Annotated in this window: 24 protein-coding genes, 1 tRNA gene and 1 pseudogene; 17 read left to right on the top strand and 9 right to left on the bottom strand. The window is 63.5% G+C overall.

The features are described from left to right. Window positions 1–61: 61 nt before the first annotated feature. A tRNA-Lys gene (locus GRI59_RS09355) sits at window positions 62–137 on the top strand. Between the two features lie 26 nt (window positions 138–163). Here the strand turns inward: GRI59_RS09355 and GRI59_RS09350 are convergent. After that, window positions 164–1522, bottom strand: coding sequence for an aromatic ring-hydroxylating oxygenase subunit alpha (locus GRI59_RS09350; RefSeq protein ID WP_160760919.1), 1359 nt, complete (start codon window positions 1520–1522; stop codon window positions 164–166). A gap of 116 nt (window positions 1523–1638) precedes the next feature. On the opposite strand from GRI59_RS09350, the gene ribB reads away from it, so the two are divergent. From ribB to GRI59_RS09335, 3 genes are all read left to right on the top strand, one after another. After that, complete coding sequence (gene ribB, locus GRI59_RS09345) at window positions 1639–2886, top strand: 3,4-dihydroxy-2-butanone-4-phosphate synthase (protein WP_160760918.1); 1248 nt, start codon at window positions 1639–1641, stop codon at window positions 2884–2886. Window positions 2887–2891: 5 nt separating this feature from the next. Further along, entirely contained in the window at window positions 2892–3314 is a 423-nt protein-coding gene (gene ribH, locus GRI59_RS09340; protein WP_160760917.1) for a 6,7-dimethyl-8-ribityllumazine synthase, read from the top strand. Between the two features lie 162 nt (window positions 3315–3476). Continuing rightward, on the top strand, window positions 3477–3641 hold the full coding sequence (locus GRI59_RS09335) for a hypothetical protein (protein ID WP_160760916.1): 165 nt from the start codon (window positions 3477–3479) through the stop codon (window positions 3639–3641). Window positions 3642–3796: 155 nt separating this feature from the next. Here GRI59_RS09335 and eno read toward each other — a convergent pair whose 3' ends face one another. Then, window positions 3797–5083 (bottom strand): phosphopyruvate hydratase, encoded by a 1287-nt coding sequence (eno, locus tag GRI59_RS09330; RefSeq protein ID WP_160760915.1) that lies wholly within the window; start codon window positions 5081–5083, stop codon window positions 3797–3799. 202 nt (window positions 5084–5285) lie between these two features. On the opposite strand from eno, the gene GRI59_RS09325 reads away from it, so the two are divergent. The 6 genes from GRI59_RS09325 to GRI59_RS09300 all read left to right on the top strand — a co-directional run bounded on the left by GRI59_RS09325 (window position 5286) and on the right by GRI59_RS09300 (window position 8124). Next, a complete protein-coding gene (locus tag GRI59_RS09325) occupies window positions 5286–5903 on the top strand; it encodes a hypothetical protein (protein WP_160760914.1) in 618 nt (205 codons plus the stop codon). A 21-nt stretch (window positions 5904–5924) separates the two neighbouring features. After that, entirely contained in the window at window positions 5925–6362 is a 438-nt protein-coding gene (locus GRI59_RS09320; protein WP_160760913.1) for a phage holin family protein, read from the top strand. Beyond that, window positions 6359–6727 (top strand): hypothetical protein, encoded by a 369-nt coding sequence (locus GRI59_RS09315; protein ID WP_160760912.1) that lies wholly within the window; start codon window positions 6359–6361, stop codon window positions 6725–6727. The genes GRI59_RS09320 and GRI59_RS09315 overlap by 4 nt, the downstream gene beginning before the upstream one ends. Continuing rightward, window positions 6724–7302, top strand: a complete 579-nt coding sequence (locus GRI59_RS09310) for a hypothetical protein (protein ID WP_160760911.1) — start codon at window positions 6724–6726, stop codon at window positions 7300–7302. Before GRI59_RS09315 ends, GRI59_RS09310 begins: the two co-directional genes overlap by 4 nt. Window positions 7303–7385: 83 nt before the next feature. Next, complete coding sequence (locus GRI59_RS09305) at window positions 7386–7616, top strand: DUF4170 domain-containing protein (RefSeq protein ID WP_160760910.1); 231 nt, start codon at window positions 7386–7388, stop codon at window positions 7614–7616. Between the two features lie 19 nt (window positions 7617–7635). Further along, window positions 7636–8124, top strand: a complete 489-nt coding sequence (locus GRI59_RS09300; RefSeq protein ID WP_160760909.1) for a GNAT family N-acetyltransferase — start codon at window positions 7636–7638, stop codon at window positions 8122–8124. 31 nt (window positions 8125–8155) lie between these two features. Here the strand turns inward: GRI59_RS09300 and GRI59_RS09295 are convergent, their stop codons facing one another. The 6 genes from GRI59_RS09295 to carA all read right to left on the bottom strand — a co-directional run bounded on the left by GRI59_RS09295 (window position 8156) and on the right by carA (window position 14731). After that, window positions 8156–8443: a hypothetical protein gene (locus GRI59_RS09295; RefSeq protein ID WP_160760908.1), complete on the bottom strand. Its 288-nt coding sequence runs from the start codon at window positions 8441–8443 to the stop codon at window positions 8156–8158. Between the two features lie 3 nt (window positions 8444–8446). Next, complete coding sequence (gene greA / locus GRI59_RS09290; protein ID WP_160760907.1) at window positions 8447–8923, bottom strand: transcription elongation factor GreA; 477 nt, start codon at window positions 8921–8923, stop codon at window positions 8447–8449. 114 nt (window positions 8924–9037) lie between these two features. Next, window positions 9038–12364 (bottom strand): carbamoyl-phosphate synthase large subunit, encoded by a 3327-nt coding sequence (carB, locus tag GRI59_RS09285; RefSeq protein WP_160760906.1) that lies wholly within the window; start codon window positions 12362–12364, stop codon window positions 9038–9040. Further along, window positions 12364–12933 (bottom strand): hypothetical protein, encoded by a 570-nt coding sequence (locus tag GRI59_RS09280; RefSeq protein WP_160760905.1) that lies wholly within the window; start codon window positions 12931–12933, stop codon window positions 12364–12366. Before GRI59_RS09280 ends, carB begins: the two co-directional genes overlap by 1 nt. Next, window positions 12933–13484: a carbamoyl-phosphate synthase large subunit gene (locus GRI59_RS09275; protein WP_237440761.1), complete on the bottom strand. Its 552-nt coding sequence runs from the start codon at window positions 13482–13484 to the stop codon at window positions 12933–12935. The genes GRI59_RS09280 and GRI59_RS09275 overlap by 1 nt, the downstream gene beginning before the upstream one ends. 68 nt (window positions 13485–13552) lie before the next feature. Beyond that, window positions 13553–14731, bottom strand: a complete 1179-nt coding sequence (gene carA / locus GRI59_RS09270) for a glutamine-hydrolyzing carbamoyl-phosphate synthase small subunit (protein ID WP_160760904.1) — start codon at window positions 14729–14731, stop codon at window positions 13553–13555. A 140-nt stretch (window positions 14732–14871) separates the two neighbouring features. On the opposite strand from carA, the gene GRI59_RS09265 reads away from it, so the two are divergent. From GRI59_RS09265 to rpoD, 3 genes and pseudogenes are all read left to right on the top strand, one after another. After that, complete coding sequence (locus GRI59_RS09265; RefSeq protein WP_160760903.1) at window positions 14872–15327, top strand: GatB/YqeY domain-containing protein; 456 nt, start codon at window positions 14872–14874, stop codon at window positions 15325–15327. Window positions 15328–15481: 154 nt separating this feature from the next. Beyond that, window positions 15482–17341: a DNA primase gene (gene dnaG / locus GRI59_RS09260; RefSeq protein WP_160760902.1), complete on the top strand. Its 1860-nt coding sequence runs from the start codon at window positions 15482–15484 to the stop codon at window positions 17339–17341. A gap of 73 nt (window positions 17342–17414) precedes the next feature. Beyond that, a pseudogene (gene rpoD, locus GRI59_RS09255) lies at window positions 17415–19443 on the top strand (RNA polymerase sigma factor RpoD). A 13-nt stretch (window positions 19444–19456) separates the two neighbouring features. Here the strand turns inward: rpoD and GRI59_RS09250 are convergent. After that, the gene (locus tag GRI59_RS09250; RefSeq protein WP_160760901.1) at window positions 19457–19924 is read right to left on the bottom strand and encodes a cupin domain-containing protein; all 468 of its coding nucleotides are present in this window, start codon (window positions 19922–19924) and stop codon (window positions 19457–19459) included. Window positions 19925–20089: 165 nt separating this feature from the next. Here GRI59_RS09250 and GRI59_RS09245 point away from each other — a divergent pair, with 165 nt between their 5' ends. Genes GRI59_RS09245 through nrdR form a run of 4 tightly spaced genes read left to right on the top strand, consistent with a single transcriptional unit; the run spans window position 20090 to window position 22611 of the window. Continuing rightward, window positions 20090–20569 (top strand): RpiB/LacA/LacB family sugar-phosphate isomerase, encoded by a 480-nt coding sequence (locus tag GRI59_RS09245; protein WP_160761600.1) that lies wholly within the window; start codon window positions 20090–20092, stop codon window positions 20567–20569. Next, window positions 20566–21891 (top strand): serine hydroxymethyltransferase, encoded by a 1326-nt coding sequence (gene glyA, locus GRI59_RS09240; protein ID WP_272917015.1) that lies wholly within the window; start codon window positions 20566–20568, stop codon window positions 21889–21891. The genes GRI59_RS09245 and glyA overlap by 4 nt, the downstream gene beginning before the upstream one ends. A gap of 13 nt (window positions 21892–21904) precedes the next feature. Then, window positions 21905–22126 carry a hypothetical protein gene (locus GRI59_RS09235; protein ID WP_160760900.1) on the top strand — a complete coding sequence of 74 codons (222 nt, stop codon included), beginning with the start codon at window positions 21905–21907 and terminating at the stop codon, window positions 22124–22126. 8 nt (window positions 22127–22134) lie between these two features. Next, complete coding sequence (nrdR, locus tag GRI59_RS09230) at window positions 22135–22611, top strand: transcriptional regulator NrdR (protein ID WP_160760899.1); 477 nt, start codon at window positions 22135–22137, stop codon at window positions 22609–22611. The last annotated feature ends 3 nt before the right edge of the window (window positions 22612–22614 follow it).

Here is a 22614-nt window from a genome sequence, read left to right as displayed (position 1 = left end):
GCCTCACGCGAATCGGGACGCGGCTTCGGCCCTTCGTTTCGCTGTCCGACCTTGTCGGAATGGACGCATAGCTCAGTTGGTAGAGCAGCTGACTCTTAATCAGCGGGTCCTTGGTTCGAGCCCAAGTGCGTCCACCATCCCTTCCCCTTAAGCGATAACCGCTTCACGCCCCGAGGCTCGCGTCGAGCGCGTCGTGGAAATGCTGGACGCGACATTCCTCGTCGCTGAGCCAGACGCTATCAAAGCCGCGCGAGGCCATGCCCTGTTGCACGCGGCCAAGCAGCGAGATGTCCTCGTCGATCGTCACCGTCATAGTCTTGCGCCCTGCGATGATGTCTTCGTGGGTGAAGGCATCACGCGGCGGCCTGATGTAATCGGCCGGGCGCGGACCGTTGAGGCGGAAGTGGGTGCCGATGCGCGCGCCGTCCGCCTCATCGCTCCCGGCAGCTTCAGGGCTTTCTTCGCCGTGGAAGCGCACCAGCGTGATCATGTCGAGTATGCTTCGGCCCGGATCGGTAACATCGGGCCGCGACCGCATCAGCCACGCACTTTCTGGCGTGACCGAGAGGATGACGTTGGGGAACAGGTTGAACTGCCAGACATCGGTCAACTGCGCGTCGGTGAAGGAGTCATAGGCTAGGCCTTGCTCCCCAGCGAGCGCGCGCTTGGCCCGCTGCAGTGCGGGCCTGATCGCCCCCACCAGTCCGCGATAGTCAGCAGGGTCGAGCCCGAACGCCTCTAGCTGCATGGCCTGCATGTCGCTTGGCACTTCGGGTGTGGGGAAGCCCGAATCTGTCACGCCGCCCTCCACGTAGACCGCCGTGTGACCGTGGTCGAACAGCGCAATCGGGGCGGTGGCGCAATCAAACATCCGGCGATGGATCGGGTGGAGGAAGGGGACGTGATAAAGCTCGGCGAAATTGTCGATAATCGCCTTCCAGTTGCAGAGGTGAGAGACAGTCTGGTCGTTGGTGACATCCATCAAATCGAGGCGATAGGTCCCGATTGCTTCGTGCAGGGGCGCGAGAAAATCCGCTAGCGACAACGCGCCTGGCGTCAGCCGGACGAAGATGAGGCCCAAGGCTTCTTCAACCTCGACTGGCCGAAGACCCAGCTTTTCGCGCGGCACGCCATTGGAGAACCGCGCGGCCCCCGGCACGCTTTCGAGGCTGCCATCGAGGCCATAGACCCACGCATGATAGGGGCAGACGAACTTCCTCAATGATCCCATCGGCTCGGTAACAAGTTTGGTGCCGCGATGGGTGCAGGTATTGTGCATGGCGCGCAGGAGCCGGTCGGCGCCGCGGGCGATAATAATGCTTTCCGCACCGATATCGAAGGTGATGAATTGCCCCGCTTCGCGCACATCACAGGCTACTCCAGCCACCAGCCAGCTTGTCGCCCACAGGTCGGTGCGTTCGCGCTCCAGCCACTCGGGCGAGACATAGCGCTCCTTGCTGAAATTGCGGATCGCGATTGGCGAGAGGTCGGGCGCGAAGGTGTGCGAGACTGTTGTGGCCATGCGGGACTCCCTCTGTTCCGGACCGAGGATATGATGACGGAGTAGACGGCGAAACTGGCGATAGTCACACATCCGAACCCACTTGCCTTCACATCGCGATGTGATATTTGCGACTCATGAGCACATCGACCATCACACGCGTTCGCGATCTCGTCACATCGAGCACCATGACCCGCGCCGGCCTCGCCCGTGCCGCTGGCCTCCATGCCAACACTTTGCGCGATTGCACCGAGGACACGTGGAACCCCACCGCTGAGACCCTCGCCAAGCTTGACGCCTTCCTTGAGGCCAATGCCGACCGCCCGGTGCTCGCCACCATCGAGGAGATCATCGACGAGGCGCGCAATGGGCGCATGTATATCCTTGTCGACGATGAAGACCGCGAAAACGAAGGCGATCTCATCATCCCCGCGCAGATGGCGACCCCGCAAGCGATCAACTTCATGGCGATGTACGGACGCGGGCTGATCTGCCTGGCGCTGACCAAGGATCGCGTGGAGACGCTCGGGCTGCAGCCGATGAGCCGCAACAACAAGGAATCGATGCAGACCGCCTTCACCATTTCGATCGAAGCGAAGGAAGGTGTGACCACCGGCATTTCGGCGGCAGACCGCGCGCGCACGATCTCGGTCGCGATTGACGCAGCCAAGGGCGCAGACGATCTCGTCACGCCGGGCCACGTTTTCCCGCTGATGGCGCGCGATGGCGGCACTTTGGTGCGCGCTGGGCATACCGAGGCTGCGGTCGATATTTCACGGCTTGCCGGGCTCAACCCCTCGGGAGTGATCTGCGAGATCATGAACGAGGACGGGACGATGGCCCGGCTCGACGATCTGGTGAAGTTCGCGCGCAAGCATGACCTCAAGATCGGCACGATCCGCGATCTGATCGCCTATCGGATGCGCAATGACCACTTGGTCGAGCGGCTGAACGAACGCGCCTTCACCTCCGATTACGGCGGCCAATGGCGCATGATCACCTATCGAGACCGTGTTGCGGGCAGCGAGGCCTATGTGCTGCAAAAGGGCCACGTCATACCTGGCGAACCCACCCTCGCCCGCGTCCATCCGATTTCAGTGTTCGACGACGTGCTGGGCGCTCCGGGTGCGCGCAAGCGTACACTTCAACGCGCCATGCAGGCGATTGGCACGCATGGTTCGGGCGTGATCGTGATCCTGACCGGGCGCGTCGGCACGGGCGAGTGGAGCCGCGACGAGGAATTGCGCAGCATCGGAATCGGCTCGCAGATCCTTGTCGACCTCGGCGTTACGGACATGGTGCTGCTGTCGAACAGCCGCCCTGATCTGGTCGCGCTTGAAGGCTATGGCCTGACCATCACCGACTTCCACCCCATTCCGGAGTAATTGCCATGGCCGATATCCTCATCGTCGAAGCGCGTTTCTATGCCCACCTTAACGACATGCTCGTCGCTGGCGCGCGGGCAGCGTTGGAGGCCGAGGGCCACAAGGTCGAGGTTCTGACCGTTCCCGGCGCGCTCGAAATCCCCGGCGCCATCGCTCTGGCGGCCGAGGCTGACCGTTACGACGGCTTCGTCGCCATCGGCGTCGTGATCCGCGGCGAAACCTACCACTTCGAGATCGTGGCGGGCGAGAGTGCGCGCGCGATCATGGCCCTGACTATGGACGGCATCGCCATTGGCAACGGTATCCTCACGGTCGAGAACGAAGCGCAGGCTCTGGTTCGGGCTGACCCGGCCCAGAAGGACAAGGGCGGCGAAGCGGCCAAGGCGGCGCTGGCCCTGCTCGCCTTGCAGGATCGCTTCGGACGTTGACAGTTTAGCAGGCAGGCGTCCCGTTCTGGGGCGGCACTGCCGCTACGTAGTTTTCCTCGGTAGCTTTCCATAGGGCGGTAACGCGATATCCGACCCACTTCTGCTGGCGCCGACCTATGGCGGGCGCTTGCAGACGGGACAGCGATATCTTGGGATCTGACATTGGAAAACCTCTCACCGGCCGCATTGCCCGATGGCGGCGCGCAAACCGTTCTGGCGGCGCTAGAACAGCAGCTCGCTGCGCTCGACCGGCTCGGCTCGTATATCGCGGCCGCTCATGTCGATGCAGCGATCCAGCAAATGCGCCGCGATCAGGCGGCGCGCTGAACCGGCGTAGGATATCCTGCTCGACCTGTGCATCGCACAGGCCGAAAGGCAGTGCTGCGTGAAAACGACGCCGAAGATCATCGCCGCGTGCTGGTCAGGCTAACGCCTGCCGGCACTGCGGCAATGGAACGGTTCTTTAACGCGGTCGAGGGAACTTAAGCCCGCGCGCCGAAGCAGGCCTTGCCCGCAAACCCGGCGCTGTCGCCCAGCTCTTCCTCGATGCGGATCAGCTGGTTGTACTTGGCAAGCCGGTCCGACCGCGCGAGCGATCCGGTCTTGATCTGCCCGCAATTGGTGGCGACCGCGAGATCGGCGATCGTCGCGTCCTCGGTCTCGCCCGAACGGTGGCTCATCACGCAGGTGTAACGCGCGCGGTGGGCCATATCGACTGCCGCGAGGGTTTCGGTCAGCGTGCCGATCTGGTTGACCTTGACCAGCAGCGAATTGGCCAGACCACGGGCGATCCCGTCCGACAGGCGCGCAGGGTTGGTCACGAACAGATCGTCGCCGACCAGCTGAACCTTGTCGCCCAGCAAGCCCGTCAGCGCGGCCCAGCCTTCGAAATCATCCTCGCTCATGCCGTCCTCGATCGAGCGGATCGGGTATTCGCCGCACAGCTTGGCGAGGTAATCGGCCATTTCATGCGGGGAGAGGCTCAGCCCCTCGCCCGAGATTTCGTACTTGCCGCCCTTGAAGAACTCGGTCGCAGCGCAGTCCAGTGCCAGAACGATATCCTCGCCCGGCGTGAAGCCCGCCTTGGCAACGCTTTCCATGATGAAATCCAGCGCGGCGCGGGTGCTGGCGAGGTTCGGGGCGAAACCGCCCTCATCGCCGACGCTGGTGGCGAGGCCCTTCTGCGCCAGGCCCTTCTTCAGGGTGTGGAACACTTCAGCGCCCCAACGCACGGCCTCGGTGAGGCTGCCCGCGCCGACTGGCATGATCATGAATTCCTGAATGTCGATCGGGTTATCAGCGTGCTCGCCGCCATTAATAATGTTCATCATCGGCACCGGCAGCATGTGCGCCGAAACCCCGCCGAGGTAGGAATAGAGCGGAAGGCCCCGCGCGTTGGCCGCCGCCTTGGCTACCGCCAGCGACGTGCCGAGGATCGCATTCGCGCCAAGCCGCGCCTTGTTCGCCGTGCCGTCGAGCGCGATCAGCGCAAGGTCGATATCACGCTGGTCTTCGGCATCGAAATTGTCGGTCAGCAATTCCCGGATTTCGCCGTTGACCGCCTCGACCGCCTTCAGCACGCCCTTGCCCAGGTAGCGCGAAGCATCGCCATCGCGCAGTTCCACCGCTTCATGCGCACCGGTCGACGCGCCCGAGGGTACAGCGGCGCGGCCGAAGCTGCCGTCGTCGAGCAATACGTCGACTTCAACGGTCGGATTGCCACGGCTGTCGAGGATTTCACGCCCGTGCAGGTCGATGATGGCGGTCATGTTTGGCTCCGGCTGTAATGTGGTTTAGGGTGTTAAGACACTTCGACGCTATGGTATTAGGAACGGCATGATTCTGGTTCGATGATTCCAGCATTGGCCGGACGCGTGACGTCCCTATGCGCGGGAATGGCCTCGTGCAAGCAGGTGGCGAGACGCGAACGGGATCGACCCAAAACACGCCCAGACGACAAGGAGCACCGCAATGGCTGACACTAACCCCCCGAAGAAGACCCCGGCGAAATCGACCAAGGGCGCGACCACCAAGACCGAAGGCCTGACCAAGGCTGCGCCGGTCAAGCTGGCCGCGACGACCAAGGGCGAAGATGCAGCCCCGGCTTCTGCTCCGGTGATCGAAGCCAAGAGCCGTTTCAACGCCGCGCTTGAAGAAGCCAAGGCTGGCGCCGCAGCGCTGCGCACTGAAGCGGAAAACCGCCTCAGCACCGTCAGCGGTCAGGCCAAGGGCAAGGGCACCGATCTGGTCGCCGAAGCCAAGGTCTATGGCGAACAGGCCAAGGGCAAGGCCAGCGAACTCGCGGTTGAAGGCAAGCAGGTCGCCACCGATGCCATTGCCTCGCTCGGCAAGGTCGTGGGTGACACCGCTTCGCAGATCGACGAAAAGCTCGGCGAACAATATGGCGATTACGCCCGCAAAGCCTCGCGCACCTTGCAGGAAACCTCAGCCAAGCTCGAATCCAAGAGCGTCGATGAACTGAGCGAGGATGCCCGCGCGATGGTCCGCAAGAGCCCCGGCGTGGCTGTCGGGATCGCGGCAGTTGTCGGCTTTTTCCTCGCGCGGATGCTGGGCGGGAAGAAGCGCTGATCCTGCTGAAAAGGCACGCTCATGTATGATACCGAGCCCGGCCAGTCGCCGCCGCCGGATGGCACCCTTGCCGATCCGTCAGTGACGCCCGAGGACGCTGAGGCGACCGAGGACAGCACCGGCTTTACCTCGCTGCGTGACGATATCACCGCGTTGGTGGATGATGCGCGCACCTATGCCGAGGCGGAGATCGCCTTCCAGAAGACCCGCGCCAGCCTTGCCGGAAAGCGGGCGGGCCGGGCGCTGGTGCTGCTGGTGCTGGCCTTGGTGTTGCTCCACATCGCCTTGATCGCGCTGGCCGTTGGCGCGGTGATTGCGCTGGCGCCGTTGGTGACGATTTGGGGCGCGATTGCGATTGTGGTGGGCGTGCTGCTGATCGGCGTTGCGCTGCTGGTGTGGAGCGCCGCAGGTGACGGCAAGGCGCTCTCGGCGATGTTCGACGCGGGAGAGGATGCATGACCCGCCTTCCGCAAAGCTTCATCGAAGACCGTGCACTGCGCGATGCGGCCCGCGCCGTGTTGGCTGAGGATATCGAACGCCTGCGCGCCAGCCTCAGCGAGGAAGGCATCGCGAGCCGCGTATCGTCCGGTGTCAGCTCCACGATCACGAGCCGCATTCGAACCGGCGCGCGCGATGTGCTCGCACAGGCCAAGGCGCAGGCGGGCGATCACAAGGGCGTGCTTGCGGTGCTCATCGGCGCCATTGTCCTTTGGTTCGCCCGCGGGCCAATCCTCGATTGGCTCGACGAATTCGCCGACATTGACGACGACACTGATACCGACGCCGCCTTCCCCGAAGGCGATGCGCAAGGAGACCCCGCATGACCGAACCCACCCCCATCTCGTCCACCGACAGCCGCGACGCGCTGCGCGCCCGGATTGAAGCGGCCGAGCGTCGCAATGCTGACCGCACGCTAGCCGACCAAGCCCGCGAAGCCGCAACGGCAGCGGTGGACTACACCCGCGCCAATCCGCTGACGGTGATTGGCGGAGCGCTGGCCGCGGGCCTCGTAATCGGTCTGCTCACCCGCCCCGGGCGCCGGGTGGCAAGCCGGGTTGCGCACAGCACGGCCGGTGCGATTTCCGGCGCGGCTTCCAGCGCCAGTTCCGGCGTGAAGAATGTCGCCTCGCGTGGCGGTTCGCGCTTTGGCCAGATGATCGGTCAGGCCGCAGTGACCTATGCCATGACGCTGATCGACGAGGTGCTGGAGACCGCCCGCGCCGGTCAGGAGCGCGCTGAGGAACTGGGCGATGCTGCGGGCGTGCAGGCGAAGAAGATTACCGCACGCACGTCCGATGCCGCAGGTTCGGCGGCGGACAGCACCCGCGCGCTGGCCCGCAAGACCCGCGCTGCTGCTGCGGATATCGTGCGCGATCTGGGTCGCAAGACCAAGGGCTGATCCTGACACGGTCCCTGAAGGCTTGCCCTCGCGCTCCAAGGCGCTAAAGGCGCGCGCATCTTTCCTCCCCAGGGACACATATCATGGCAGAAACCACCCCCACCCAGCGCCTCCACCTCGTGATGGGCGGCCGCGTGATCGATCCGCGCGGGATCGAGTTTCAGGACCCCGAAAGCATCCACGTCGTCGGCGTGTACAGCTCCTATGACGCCGCGGTCGACGCCTGGCGCGCGCAGGCACAGCGCACGGTTGACGATGCCGAGATGAAGTACGTGGTGGTTCACATTCACAAGCTGCTGACTCCGGAAGATTAATTCGCGGAAGCCTATCGCCATGGCGGAGTATACCATCCGCGCCTTCACGCCCGCCGATGCGGAGGCCATTGCGGCGCTGACACTGGCGGCGATCCGGCAGACGGCGCTGCGGGCCTATTCCTTCGATCAGGTCGCCGCGTGGTCGGCACGCTACTCGCCTGCGAGGCTGCTGGAGAGTGCGGCGCGGGGCGATGTGATCCTGGTCGCTGCCGATGGGGATGAGCGGCCAGCGGCCTACACCGTACTTGAGGCGGACGGGCATCTCGACATGCTGTTCTGTCACCCGGATCACACCGGGCACGGGCTAGGCCTTAGGCTTCTGAACGATGCGGAGGTGGCGGCGCGCGCTTTGGGGGCCGAACGGCTGTATACCGAGGCGAGCGAGCTTGCCCGCCCGGTGTTTGCGCGGGCCGGATATGCGCTGCTCCACCGCCGCGATTTCACCATTCCCTTTGAGGGTAGCGAGGTGGCGATCCACAATTATGCGATGGAAAAACGCCTCGGCTGACAGCGCGACGTTAGCACCCGCCCAACCAGACTCAGCGGAGCGCGGCGAAAGCCCCGGCCGCAGCCACCGCAAGCATCGTTAGCACCACCCGTGTACGGCGGTCCGAACGTCTTGAGCCCCAGCGCTCTTCGTCGAGATACCAGCGCCCCTGCCCATCGGTCTTGAGGACATCCGCGCCCTTAAGCCGAGCGAAGGCATGCTGACGGCTTGGCAGGCCGGGATCATAGCCAATCGCGTCCGCCATGCTGACAGCGCCGGCATCAACGAAATGCTGCACCACCCGCCGCTCGGCAATCGGCCTGACGGGCGGAACCGCCACGCCTCAGATGAACTCGATCTTGTTGACGTGGTAGAACTTCTCGCCCGACGGCACGGTGACTTCGATATCGTCACCCACCTGCTTGCCGATCAGCGCGCGGGCGAGCGGTGAGGTGTAGGAAATACGCCCCTTGGCCGCATCCGCTTCGGTCTGGCCGACGATCTGGTACCGGATCGGCTTGTCGTTCTCGTCTAGCAAGGTCACGGTCGCGCCGAACACGATCTTGTTGCCCGACAGCGTGGTCGGATCGATGATCTGCGCGCGGCTGACCATGCCTTCGATGTCGCCGATCATGGCTTCAACCTGGCCCTGCCGCTCCTTGGCAGCGTGGTATTCGGCGTTTTCCGACAGATCGCCGTGCGCGCGCGCTTCTTCGATGGCCTCGACGATTTTCGGGCGTTCCTCGCGCAGCACCTTGAGGTCGGCTGTCAGCCGCTCATACCCCTCGGCCAGCATCGGCACCTTGTCCATCGTCGCCATTTCTGTTGTCTTTCTGTCTGTTATGCTTGGCTCTTCACCCCGCTTGGGAAGAAAGGAATCCCGGCCGTTCGATCCATACGGCGCGGGGACTTTCAATCTGTGGGGAAGTGCCAGTCAGATGCCATAATAGTCCTGCATCGACCGGACTTCAAGCTGATCAGGCCGGATCGCCGAAATCGCTGCCGCCGCCGCCGCGGATCCGGCCGCCGTCGTGTAATACGGGACCTTGTTCGCCAGAGCAGCCATGCGGATGGATTTGCTGTCGAGCAGCGATTGCCAGCCTTCGGTGGTGTTGAAGATCAGCGCGATCTCGCCATCGATGATCTTGTCGACGATATGCGGCTGACCCTCAGCCACCTTGTTGACGCGCTCGACCGCAAGCCCCTGTTCGGCAAGGTAAGTCTGCGTCCCGCCGGTCGCGATGACTTTGAACCCGTGCTCGATCAGCTGCCGCACGCCGGCGACGATCACCGGCTTGTCGGTGTTCTTCACGGAGACGAACACCGTGCCCGATTGCGGCGGGACCATTCCGGCCCCGATCTGCGACTTGAGGAAAGCGGCCTCGAAGGTCGCATCGATCCCCATGACCTCGCCGGTGGACTTCATCTCGGGGCTGAGCACCGGGTCGGCACCCGGGAAGCGCGCGAACGGGAACACCGCTTCCTTGACCGCCATATAGGGCAGATCGCGCTTGAACGGCGGGAAGGCGCTGAGCTTTTCGCCCGCCATCACCCGTGCCGCAATCTTTGCAACCGGCTGACCGATGGCCTTCGCCACAAACGGCACCGTGCGGCTAGCGCGCGGGTTGACCTCGATCAGGTAGACCTCGCCATTCTTGACCGCGAACTGGATGTTCATGAGGCCCACCACGCTGAGTGCATGGGCGAGCAGCACGGCCTGCCGCTCCATCTCGGCGATGATTTCGGGTGCAAGCGAATAGGGCGGCAGAGTGCAGGCGCTGTCGCCCGAGTGGACGCCGGCCTCCTCGATGTGCTGCATGACCCCTGCGATGCGGACTTCCTCGCCATCGCACAGCGCATCGACATCGCATTCGATCGCGTCGCGCAGATACTGGTCGATCAAAACGGGGCTGTCGCCCGACACGTTCACGGCGGTGGCAATGTAGTTGTCGAGCTGCGCTTCGCTGTCGACGATCTCCATCGCTCGGCCGCCCAGAACGTATGAGGGACGCAGCAAGACTGGATAGCCGATGCGGGCGGCCACAGCGGCTGCTTCATCACGGCTGCGGGCGATGCCGTTTTCGGGTTGCTTGAGCTTTAGCTTGCTGACCAGCTTGGCGAAGCGTTCGCGGTCTTCGGCAAGGTCGATAGCATCGGGCGAGGTGCCGAGGATCGGGATGCCCGCATCCTCCAGTGCCTGCGCCAGCTTGAGCGGGGTTTGCCCGCCAAACTGCACGATCACCCCCACCAGCGTGCCGTTCTGCTGTTCGACCCGCAGGATTTCGAGGACGTCTTCGTCGGTCAGAGGCTCGAAATAGAGGCGGTCTGAAGTGTCGTAATCGGTCGACACGGTTTCGGGATTGCAGTTGATCATGATCGTCTCGAAGCCCTGCTCCGCCAGCGCAAAACAGGCGTGGACGCAGCAGTAATCGAACTCGATCCCCTGCCCGATCCGGTTCGGCCCGCCGCCGAGGATGACGATCTTCTTGCGATCGGTCGGCGCGGATTCGCATTCCGCTTCGCCGAACGTAGGCGCTTCGTAGGTCGAGTACATATAGGGCGTGATCGCCTCGAACTCGGCGGCGCAGCTGTCGATCCGCTTGAACACCGGGAAGACGCCGAGCTTGTGGCGCAGCGCGCGCACTTCGTCTGCGCTGGTCGCGCCGGCCATCGCAACAAGCGCGTCGTGGAGCAGACCGGAGCGCTTGGCCTGCGTCTCCCCCATGCCGCCGGCCACGCCGACCGATCGCACCGCCAGCGTCGCCAGACGGCGATCTGAGAAGCCCATGGCCTTCAACCGCCGCAGCCCTACCGCGTCGCGTGGCAAGCCATTGGCCTGCACCTCGCGCTCGGCGGCAATGATTTGTTCGATCTGGCGCAGGAACCACGGATCGTAGAAGGTGACGGCGGCGATTTCCTCGACGCTCATGCCTTCGCGGAAGGCTTGGCCGACCTTGAGCAGCCGGTCAGGCGTCCGGCGCGACAGGGCGGCGGTGATGACGTCGCGGGGCTGGCCTTCCAGCTCCGTCACGCGGTTGAACCCGTCGAGTCCGGTTTCGAGCCCGCGCAGGGCCTTCTGCATCGATTCCTGGAAATTGCGCCCGATCGCCATGACTTCGCCGACGCTCTTCATCGCGGTCGACAGATCATTGGCCGCACCCTTGAACTTCTCGAAGGCGAAGCGGGGGATCTTGGTGACGACGTAATCGATGGTCGGCTCAAAGCTGGCAGGCGTTGCGCCGGTGATCTCGTTGGTAAGCTCGTCGAGCGTGTAGCCAACCGCCAGCTTGGCCGCGACGCGGGCGATAGGGAAGCCCGTCGCCTTGGATGCCAGCGCCGAGGAGCGCGACACGCGCGGGTTCATCTCGATCACGATCAACCGCCCATCCTTGGGATTGACCGCGAACTGCACGTTGGAGCCGCCCGTCTCCACCCCGATCTCGCGCAAGCAAGCAATGCTCGCGTTGCGCATGATCTGGTATTCCTTGTCGGTCAGCGTCAGCGCCGGGGCGACGGTGATCGAGTCCCCGGTGTGGACGCCCATCGGATCGACGTTCTCGATGGCGCAGATGATGATCGCGTTGTCCTTGCGATCGCGCACCACCTCCATCTCGAACTCTTTCCACCCGAGCAGCGATTCCTCGATCAGCACTTCGGTGGTGGGGGACGCATCGAGGCCTTCGCGCACGATCTGGTCGAACTCGGCCTTGTTATAGGCAATCCCGCCGCCGGTGCCGCCGAGCGTGAAGCTGGGGCGGATGATCGAGGGCAGCCTGGTGCGTTCGAGAATCACGCGCGCTTCCTCGAGCGTGTTGGCCACGCCCGAGCGCGCACTTTCCAGCCCGATGGAGGTCATCGCATCGCGGAACCGCTGCCGGTTTTCGGCCTTGTCGATCGCGTCGGCCTTGGCGCCGATCATCTCGACGCCGTATTTCGCGAGCGTCCCATCCGCATCCAGCGCCAGCGCGCAGTTCAGCGCCGTCTGCCCGCCCATCGTCGGCAGCAGCGCATCGGGGCGTTCCTTGGCGATGATCTTGGCGACGATATCGGGCGTGATCGGTTCTATATAGGTCGCGTCGGCAAACTCCGGATCGGTCATGATCGTGGCCGGGTTGGAGTTGACGAGGATGACGCGGTAGCCCTCCTCCTTCAGCGCCTTGATCGCCTGCGTGCCGGAGTAATCGAACTCGCACGCCTGCCCGATAATGATCGGGCCGGCGCCAATGACGAGGATGGAGGAAATGTCGGTGCGTTTGGGCATCAGGGGATCAGGTCCTTGATCTTGGGTCTATCAAATTGCTGTTCGAGCTTGCGCATTTCCGCAGAAGTGAAGTCAGAGCGCGGCAATTCGCCGTCAACAAGTTGATCCTCGCGGGTGAACCGATAGCTGATGAGCCGCATTCCGGCACGCTGGCCTTCGCAGCCCTGCCGGATAAGTTCGCGGTGTAATCCTGGCTTTCCACGGACTTTGAAAAGCGCAGGGTCCTCCGCAATCAATAGCACCCCAGCCTCGCTTGCGGGCGTGTCTTCGAAAGCTTCCCGGGCTTTGATATCGGAGCCCTCACCTGCAATTATCCCGGATCCCGCAGTCCGCGCTTTCGCGTCAGACGCATTGATCAGGTCACGCAAGTTCTCCGCACCCATCTTGGTGACGTCAAAGGTGTAGGAAGGAACCCATTGGCCCGGATCATCGGCCAAGGGATGGACCGCGCCCTTCTTGAGCGCAAAACGCTCCACGCACGCCTCGACCGTCTCTGATCCCTCACGCCAGTCGGTGCATCCCGTAAGCATTCCCACAGCAATCAAAGCGGCGATCATGGTGCGACCCATCAGCCTTCTCCTCCAGTTGGTGCCTGCGCGCTTATTTCGGGCGTGAAGGCAAAGGTTATCTTGGTGTAGCGGTTCACAAGCGGCAGGACGTCTGGCTTGGACGCGGCGCTGCCGAAGATGAAGGTGCAGTTGCGGCGGATGTCGACCAAGCGGTCGCCGTCGCGGGCCATGATGTAGCTCAGCACGTAATAGGAGCGCGGCGCGTTGCGGCGGCCGATGATGTCGAGCTGCTTGATGGTGTCGGTGCCCGAGGCGAGTTGCTCGGCATCGGTGTAGCCCTGCTCCTTGCGCGCATCCTTGGCGGCGGCATGGCGGACAGCGGGGTCGAAGTCGGCGGCGTCGAAGGGGCTTTCAGCGGCGGCAATTCGGCAGTCCATCCGGCCCGCAACGGGATAGCGGCTGCCCTCGTCATGCAGGACGGGGCGCCAGAAAGTGAACACCGGGAGGCCGGTTTCGGATGATGCCTCGATGGTAACGGAGCCATCGCCCTGAAACGCAACGCCCTCGGCGATCTCCGCGCCGGGCCATTGTGCGAGGGGCGGCGGAGTCATCGCGGGGTTTTGGGCGGAGAGTGTTGTCGCCGCCGCTAAAACCGGAAAGGCAGTTATCCGAAGCAGCGTCACAGCCCCCCGACAAACTTCTCGAACAGATAGAAGCTATCCTGCGGCCCCGGCGACGCTTCAGGGTGATACTGCACCGCAAACGCCCGCTTGCCCTTGATCGCAATCCCGCAATTCGTGCCGTCGAACAGCGAGACATGGGTCTGCTCAACCCCCTCAGGCAAAGTCGCCGCATCCACTGCAAAACCGTGGTTCATCGAGGTGATCTCGACCAGCCCGGAGGTTTCGCCCCAGCCCTCGCCCACGCGCTGCACCGGGTGGTTCGCACCGCGGTGGCCCTGGTGCATCTTGAGCGTCTTCGCCCCTGCCGCCAGCGCCAGCATCTGGTGGCCGAGGCAGATGCCGAACAACGGCACGTCTGCGTCCAGCAGCGCTTTGATCACCGGCACGGCATATTCACCGGTTGCCGCCGGATCGCCCGGGCCGTTGCTCAGGAACACGCCGTCGGGCGCGAGCGCCATCACCTCGTCAAACGAAGCCTTGGCCGGCACCACCGTCACCCGCGCTCCGGCCTTCACCAGATTGCGGAAGATATTGTCCTTTGCCCCGTAATCGATCGCCACGACGTGGGGCTTCGCGTTGAAGGCGGCGCGGCCATAGCCCTTGCCGAGCGTCCAGTAGCCGCCTTCCCAGCCTTCCTGCGCCTCGCGGGTCACGCGGATGGCGAGGTCCATGCCCTCCAGCCCCGGCCAAGCCTTTGCGCGTTCCAACAGCGCAGGCAGGTCAAACTTGCCGTCTGGCGCATGGGCGATCACCGCATTGGGCGCACCGCTCTGGCGGATGCGGCGGGTGAGCGCGCGGGTATCGACGCCCGCCAGCCCGATCTTGCCGTTGCGCACCATCCAGTCGGCGAACTTCTCGATCGAGCGGAAGCTCGACGGTTCGGTGACATCCTCGCGCACAATGCAGCCAACTGCGCCTTCGACCTTACTTTCAATATCCTCGCCGTTCGCGCCGACATTACCGATGTGCGGGAAGGTGAAGGTGACGATCTGCGCGGCATAGGAGGGATCGGTCAGCACCTCTTGGTAGCCAGTCATCGCGGTGTTGAAGCACACCTCACCCACGGATGCGCCCACAGCCCCGAATCCCCGGCCCCAGACCACTGTGCCATCGGCCAAAACAAGGACTCCCGTCGCGCCAGAGGGTTGTGCGCGGAAAGATGCGGGGTCGGCCATGGGGCGCTCCGTTTGCGGTAAAGCCAGCGATGTTGCTAAGTTTCGTCCGCTAGGCCCGGTGGCGGGCCGCGTCAACCTAGGCGTGCCGCGCTAATTGCGTTAGAGGCGCGCGCCTGAGTTCAATCCACAGGAAACACGTAATGATCCGTGACGATATCAAGGCCGCCACCATCACCGCGATGAAAGCGGGCGAAAAGGACCGCACCGCCGCGCTCCGCCAGATCAGCGCCAAGATCAAGGACCGCGACATTGAGGAGCGCACCGCCACCTCGCCGATCACCGATGATGATGTGCTGGTGACGTCGGTGTTGCAGAAGATGGCGAAGCAGCGCCGCGAATCGATTGAGATGTATGACGCCGGCGGCCGAGAGGAGCTCGCCGCAGTGGAGCGCGCCGAGCTTGCCGTGATCGAGGAATTCCTGCCGCAGATGATGAGCGAGGCCGAAACTGCCGCCGCGATCGAAGCGATCAAGGCCGAGACCGGCGCGTCGACCATGAAGGACATGGGCACCGTTATGGCCGAGCTGAAGGCCCGCCACGGCGCGGTGCTCGATGGCAAGCTGGCGAGTTCGCTGGTGAAGGCGGCGTTGAGCTAATCCACAACCGTTGCCCCGTGCTTGACACGGGGCTTGGCTTTTCTGCGTCAACGTCTGAAGCAAACTTAGCCAAGCCCCGTGTCAAGCACGGGGCGACGATGTCGTTTTTATTTGGGTGCTTGAACCCCGCCCCATTACGGCGCACCTAAACCCCATGGCCATCACCCCGCAATGGAAGGACGAGCTGCGTGCGCGGATCACGCTCTCGACGCTTGTCCAGCGGTCGGTGAAGCTCACCCGGGCGGGGCGCGAGTGGAAGGGGTGCTGCCCGTTCCACGAGGAAAAGACGCCCAGCTTCTATGTGAACGACCAGAAGCAGTTCTATCACTGCTTTGGCTGCGGCGCGCATGGTGATGCGATCAGCTGGATGGTCGACCAGCAGGGCCTGCAATTCATGGACGCCGTCAAGGAACTCGCCGGGATGGCGGGCATGGAGGTCCCCGCCCCCGATCCGGTCATGGCGAAGAAGGCCGAAGCCCGCGCCAGCCTGATCGACGTCACCGAGGCGGCGCAGCGGTTCTTTGTCGAGAGCCTGTCCGGCCCCTCCGGCGGCGCGGCGCGGGATTATCTGCAACGGCGAGGGTTCTCGGCCCAAGTCATGGCCGAGTTCGGCTTCGGCTGGGCACCCGATGACCGGCAGGCCTTACCCCGCGCGCTGATGCAGTTCGCCGAGGATATGCTCGAAGGCGCAGGGATGCGCGCCGCCAATGAGCAGGGCGAGCGGTACGACCGCTTCCGTGGCCGCGTCATGCTACCCATTCAGGACGCACGCGGGCGGGTGATCGCTTTCGGCGGGCGCATCCTCGACAAGCGGGACGGCGTCGCCAAGTATCTCAACTCGCCCGACACCGATCTCTTCGACAAGGGCCGCACGCTCTACAACCTGCACCGCGCCGCGCCTGCCGCGCGCCAGAGCGGACGGGTGGTGGTGGTCGAAGGTTATATGGACGTGATCGCGCTTGCCAATGCAGGGATCGCTGATGCGGTCGCTCCGCTCGGCACAGCGCTGACCGAGATGCAGCTCGAGTTGCTGTGGCGCATGGTCGACGCCCCGGTGCTGTGTTTTGATGGCGATGCAGCGGGCCAGCGCGCCGCCATGCGCGCTATTACCCGCGCCCTGCCGCTACTGGCGCCGATGCGCTCGCTCAGCATCGTGCGCCTGCCCGCAGGCCTTGATCCCGATGACCTTATCAAAGCGCAAGGCAAGGCCGCGATGGAACGGTTGCTCGCCAGCCCTGCCAGCCTGATCGAAACGCTGTGGGAATTTGAACGCGACTCCCAGCCCCTCACCACGCCCGAAGCCAAGGCCGGGCTCAAGGCGCGGTTAATGGCGCACGTTGAAACCATCGCCGATCCCGAAATCAAAGGGCTGTATCGCCGGGAATTGTCTGATCGCTTCTCAGCCTTCGCCTATCCTCCGCGTTCGCCGAAACCCGCGTTTCAGCCCGGTCAGCGCGCGCCGTGGAAGGGCAGCCCGCCGCAGCCGCAAGGCCTCTCCGACGGCGCGCGCGCACAGCTTTCTGGGATGATGGCGGGCGGCCAGCAGCAGGGCCTGCTCAGCGCGGTTCTGGCAGGCTTCGTGCGCCATCCCGACCAGATTGCGCGCCATGCCGAAGCGCTTTCGGTCCTGGCGCGGGCTAACCCCAAAGCAGCCGCTTTGATCGAATCACTGTTCGAACTTGCAGAAACGCTTGATTCGCGAGCCGCAACCGCCATATGCAACGCGCAAGGCCAACCTGCCCCGCCGGCAGATATCCGCTACGCCTTTCTTGATGAAGGCAACGATCCCGGCGCTGCGTGTGAGGAACTGGCTGAAGCTGTGTCGCTGCTGGTCGAAAGGCCGGCGCTGGAGGCTGCGCTTGCGGCCACCATTGCTCGTTTCGAAAGCGATCCGGAAGGGTCGTTTGCGGAACAGACCCGCCTGCGCGCGCAGCTCATGGCAGTCGAAGAACGCCTCAAGGCCTTCGGGCGCCGCAAAGCGGGCGCTACGGCCACGGGTGACGATACCGCTTAAGTGGCGGATATGGGATTAATTGGCGGCCCCGCGCATCTCGCGGACCGCCCGGCAACGGATAGACACGAAAAATATGGCCGAGAAGGAAGATGCCCCGCTGATCGATCTGAACGATTCGTCGATCAAGAAGCTCATCAGCAAGGCCAAAAAGCGCGGCTATGTCACCTAATGACGAGCTCAACGAGGCGCTGCCTTCGGGCGAGATGAGCCCCGATCAGATCGAGGATATCCAGACCGCGCTGTCGGAAATGGGCGTGCAGATCGTCGAAAGCGACGAAGACGCCGAGGCCGAGGGTGAAGAGGGCGAAGCCGAAGAAGTCGTCGCCGAGGACGATGACGACGAGGAGGACGACGAGAAAAAGGGTCCGACCAAGGACGCTCGCGCCGGGAACCGCAAGCTCGTCACTGGCGAACGCACCGATGATCCGGTGCGCATGTACCTGCGCGAAATGGGCGCGGTCGAACTGCTCAGCCGCGAAGGCGAAATCGCCATCGCCAAGCGGATCGAAGCTGGCCGCGACATGATGATCATGGGCCTGTGCGAAAGCCCGATCACATTCCACGCGATCATCCAGTGGTCCGAAGCGCTCAACAACGGCGACATGCAACTGCGCGAGATCCTCGATCTTGACGCGATGCTCTCGAAGGAACCACCGGCCGACAAGATGGCCGAAGGCGCCGAAGATGACGACGACGATGGCGAAATCTCCGAAGCCACCGCCGGCCCCACCATCCGCGAGGATGACGAAGTCGCCGATGAACCTGATGCCGACGGCGATGACGACGAAGACGGCGAAGGCCGCCCCAAGCGCGAAGAGGAAGAGGAGGAGGACAACACCCTCTCCCTCGCCCAGATGGAAGCCGCGCTAAAGCCCGAGGCGCTTGAGCGGTTCGCGCGCATAACCGCGCTGTTCAACGCCTTCGAAAAGCTTCAGGGCGAGCGCGTCGATACGCTGGCAGTGGGCAATGACTTCCCGGCCGCCAAGGAAAAGAAGTACGAACAGCTGCGCGAAGACCTCACCGCCGAGGTCGAAAGCGTCCAGTTCCACGCGACCAAGATCGAATTTCTGGTCGACAATCTCTATGCCTTCAACCGCCGCCTGACCACGCTAGGCGGGCAGATGCTACGTCTGGCCGAACGTCACAAGGTCAAGCGCGTCGACTTCCTCAACGCCTATGTCGGCAACGAAATGGACGACGCTTGGATCAAGGAACGCGCCAAGAAGGACAAGAAGTGGGCCGCCTTTGCCGAGCGTGAGGAAGACGCGATCGAGCGCATCCGCTCGGAAATCGCCGATATCGCCGCGCAGACCGGCATGAGCCTCACCGAGTTCCGCCGCATCGTCAACATGGTCCAGAAGGGCGAGCGCGAGGCGCGCATCGCCAAGAAGGAGATGGTCGAAGCGAACCTGCGTCTGGTGATCTCCATTGCCAAAAAGTATACCAATCGCGGCCTGCAATTCCTTGATCTTATTCAGGAAGGCAACATCGGCCTGATGAAGGCGGTCGACAAGTTCGAGTACCGCCGCGGTTACAAGTTCAGCACTTACGCCACATGGTGGATCCGGCAGGCGATCACGCGTTCAATCGCGGATCAGGCGCGCACCATCCGTATTCCGGTGCACATGATCGAGACGATCAACAAGCTGGTCCGCACAAGCCGCCAGTTCCTCCACGAGGAAGGCCGCGAGCCGACCCCTGAGGAAATGGCGCAGCGCCTTTCCATGCCTTTGGAGAAGGTGCGCAAGGTGATGAAAATCGCCAAGGAGCCGATCTCTCTCGAAACCCCGATCGGGGACGAGGAAGACAGCCATCTGGGCGATTTTATCGAGGACAAGAACGCGATCATCCCGGTGGATGCCGCGATCCAGGCGAACCTCAAGGAGACGGTCACCCGCGTGCTGGCCTCGCTCACGCCGCGTGAAGAACGCGTGCTGCGGATGCGCTTCGGCATCGGGATGAACACCGATCACACGCTCGAAGAAGTCGGCCAGCAGTTCTCGGTGACGCGCGAACGTATCCGCCAGATCGAAGCGAAGGCGCTGCGGAAGCTGAAGCACCCGTCGCGGTCGCGCAAGATGCGGTCGTTCCTGGACCAGTAATCCGAGCCGCAGGTCAATCGGTCGGCCGTGTTCCGGCCGATGCTCCAGCGTGCGGATCGACATAGGTTGTGGTCCAGCGTCCCGTCGCGGTGCCGATGATAATCGTGTCGACGTCTGCCCCGTCGAAATGGACCGTGCCTGCCGACACAACGACATAGCTGCCCTGCGGATAGGTAATCATCTTCGCCGGGTCAGGGGTGGTGCCGTACCCGAGCTTCAACGCCCCGCGTGCCACGAAGACCCGCGCCGTACTGCTATGGGCGTGCGGGCCATCGAAGCCGCCTGCTGGAATGAAGAAAGCATAGGAAAACGCCTCGTCCGGCGCATCCCGGTTCCCCTCGAGCAAGGCGAAACGCGACCCGTCGGCTGCTTGTTCCTGCCACGGAATCGAATCAATCGGCCATCCCCCTGCCTGCTGGGCGGCTACGGCCGCAGGCAGACACAGCAAAGCGCCCAGCACCATCAGAGCCTTCGTGTTCATCGCTCTTCTCCTTCGGGGCTGCCCTAGCCCCGGCAAGAGCGGCAATCTATGTCGCGGCTTGCGTTCAAACTGCGGACACCTTCTATTCGCGGGGCTCCGCAACCTCGGTCGAAAAGGCGGTCGTGGGGGGTGGAGAATCTCCGCTCATGCGACTATGTGGACGCCATGCGCATCGCCATTGCCTCTGATCATGCCGCCGTCGAGCTGAAGGCGGAACTCGCCGAATGGCTCATCGAAGAAGGCCACGACGTCGCCGATCTCGGCCCTGAGCCAGGAGTGAGCGTTGATTACCCCGATTATGGCTATCGCCTCGCCGAGATCATCGCTGAGGGCACAGTCGAATTCGGTGTTGCCCTGTGCGGCAGCGGGATCGGCATCTCGATCAGCGTCAATCGCCACCCGCAGGTGCGCTGCGCTCTGGTCTCGGAGCCCCTATCCGCCGCCCTCGCCCGCGAACATAATGACGCCAATTGCATCGCAATGGGCGCGCGTCTCGTAGGGATTGAGATGGCCAAATCCTGCATCGCCACTTTCCTTGATACCGAATTCGCCGATGCCGGCGATCCGGCCGGTCGCCACCAGCGCCGCGTCGGCAAGCTCGGCCAGCCCCCGTTTCAGCCTGATCATATCGAGACCCATCAATGAGCACTGCCCCGATTGATTTTGCCGCCCGTTCCGCCGTTCAGTCGATGGACGGCTTCTGGAATGACGATCTGGCCCATGCCGACCCAGAGATCGCCGCCGCAATCGGCAAGGAACTCGCCCGCCAGCGCGACAAGATCGAGCTGATCGCGTCCGAGAATATCGCAAGCCGCGCCGTGCTTGAAGCTGCGGGCAGCGTGTTCACGAACAAGTACGCCGAAGGCTATCCCGGCAAGCGCTACTACGGCGGCTGCGACTATGCCGACGTGGTTGAAACCCTGGCAATCGAGCGTGCCAAGCAATTGTTCGGCTGCAACTTTGCCAATGTGCAGCCCAACAGCGGCTCGCAGATGAACCAGGCGGTGTTCCTCGCCCTGCTCAATCCAGGCGACACATTCATGGGGCTCGACCTCAATTCGGGCGGGCACCTTACCCATGGTTCGCCGGTCAACATGAGCGGCAAGTGGTTCAACCCGGTCTCCTACGGCGTGACGCAGGGTGCCGAAACCATCGACATGCAAGAAGTCGCCGCCAAGGCGCGCGAGCACAAGCCCAAGCTGATCATCTGCGGCGGCACCGCCTATTCGCGGCTGTGGGATTTCCCCGCCTTCCGCGCCATCGCGGATGAAGTGGGCGCGATCCTGCTGTGCGACATGAGCCACATTTCTGGCCTCGTCGCTGGCGGCGCGCACCCCTCGCCCTTCCCGCATTGTGACATCGTCACTTCGACCACCCACAAAAGCCTTCGCGGTCCGCGCTCGGGCATCATCCTGTGGAATGATGAGAAGTACACCAAGCCGCTCAACATGGCGGTCTTCCCCGGCCTTCAGGGCGGCCCGCTGATGCACATCGTTGCTGCCAAGGCGGTGGCCTTCAAGGAAGCGTTGGCTCCTGAGTTCAAGACCTACGCCCATCGCATCGTCGCAAACGCCCGCGCTCTGGCCGCGAGCCTTGAGGAGAACGGCCTGCGGATTGTCAGCGGCGGCACAGACAACCATTCAATGCTGGTCGATCTGACCGCCAAGGATGTCACCGGCAAGGATGCCGAAAAGGGCCTCGATCGCGCCTGGCTCACCTGCAACAAGAACGGCATCCCGTTTGACACCCGCTCGCCCTTCGTGACCAGCGGCATCCGTTTGGGCACGCCCGCCGGCACGACCCGCGGTTTCGGCCCGGAAGAGTTCCGCACGATCGGCAAGCTCATCGCCGAAGTGGTGGAAGGCCTGTCCAAAAACGGCCCCGAAGGCGATGCCCAGATCGAAGAGAGCGTTCGTCAGCGGGTCAGCGCGCTGTGCGCTGCCTTCCCCGTTTATCCCGGAATGTGAGGAGGCCTCGGCCATGAATGATCAGGATCCACGCCAAGGCCCCGACTGGGTCGAAGATGTGAAGACCGAAGTGACCGGCATGGCCAAGGAGGGGATCAACCACCCCTCGACCGGCCCTGTCCTGACCGGAGCGGCCATTGGCGCAGTTGCTGGTCTTGTTCTGCCGATTGTGTCCTGGCCGGTGGGCTTGCTCGCGGGCGCCGGCTTCGCACTTTATCAGAGAATTAAGAAATAACCCTCTGAATGCGTTGCCCCTTTTGTGCTCATGATGATACCCAGGTAAAAGACAGCCGCCCGACCGAGGACAATGCCTCGATCCGGCGGCGTCGCCAGTGCTCGTCCTGCGGCGCGCGCTTTACCACCTTTGAACGCGTGCAACTGCGCGAGGTGGTGGTGGTCAAGTCAGGGGGGAATGGCGAGGCGTCGCGGCGTGAGCCGTTTGATCGGTCCAAGCTGGAACACTCGGTCGCGCTCGCCTGCCGTAAGCGCGGGATTGATCAGGAACGGCTCGATCAGCTGATCTCTGGCATCCAGCGGCAGGTCGAAACCTCGGGCGAGGCGGAAGTGCCGTCCTCGCATATTGGCGAGCTGGTGATGGAAGGGCTGCGGCAGATCGATTCCGTCGCCTATATCCGCTTCGCCAGCGTCTACCGCGATTTCTCCGAAGCGCGGGATTTCGAGGAATTTGCCAGCACCGTCCAGCAAGCCGCGAAAGAATAGGCA

The organism is Erythrobacter ramosus (genome assembly GCF_009828055.1).
GTDB classification, from domain to species: Bacteria; Pseudomonadota; Alphaproteobacteria; order Sphingomonadales; family Sphingomonadaceae; genus Erythrobacter; species Erythrobacter ramosus.
This window is presented reverse-complemented; position numbering and strand designations above follow the sequence as displayed.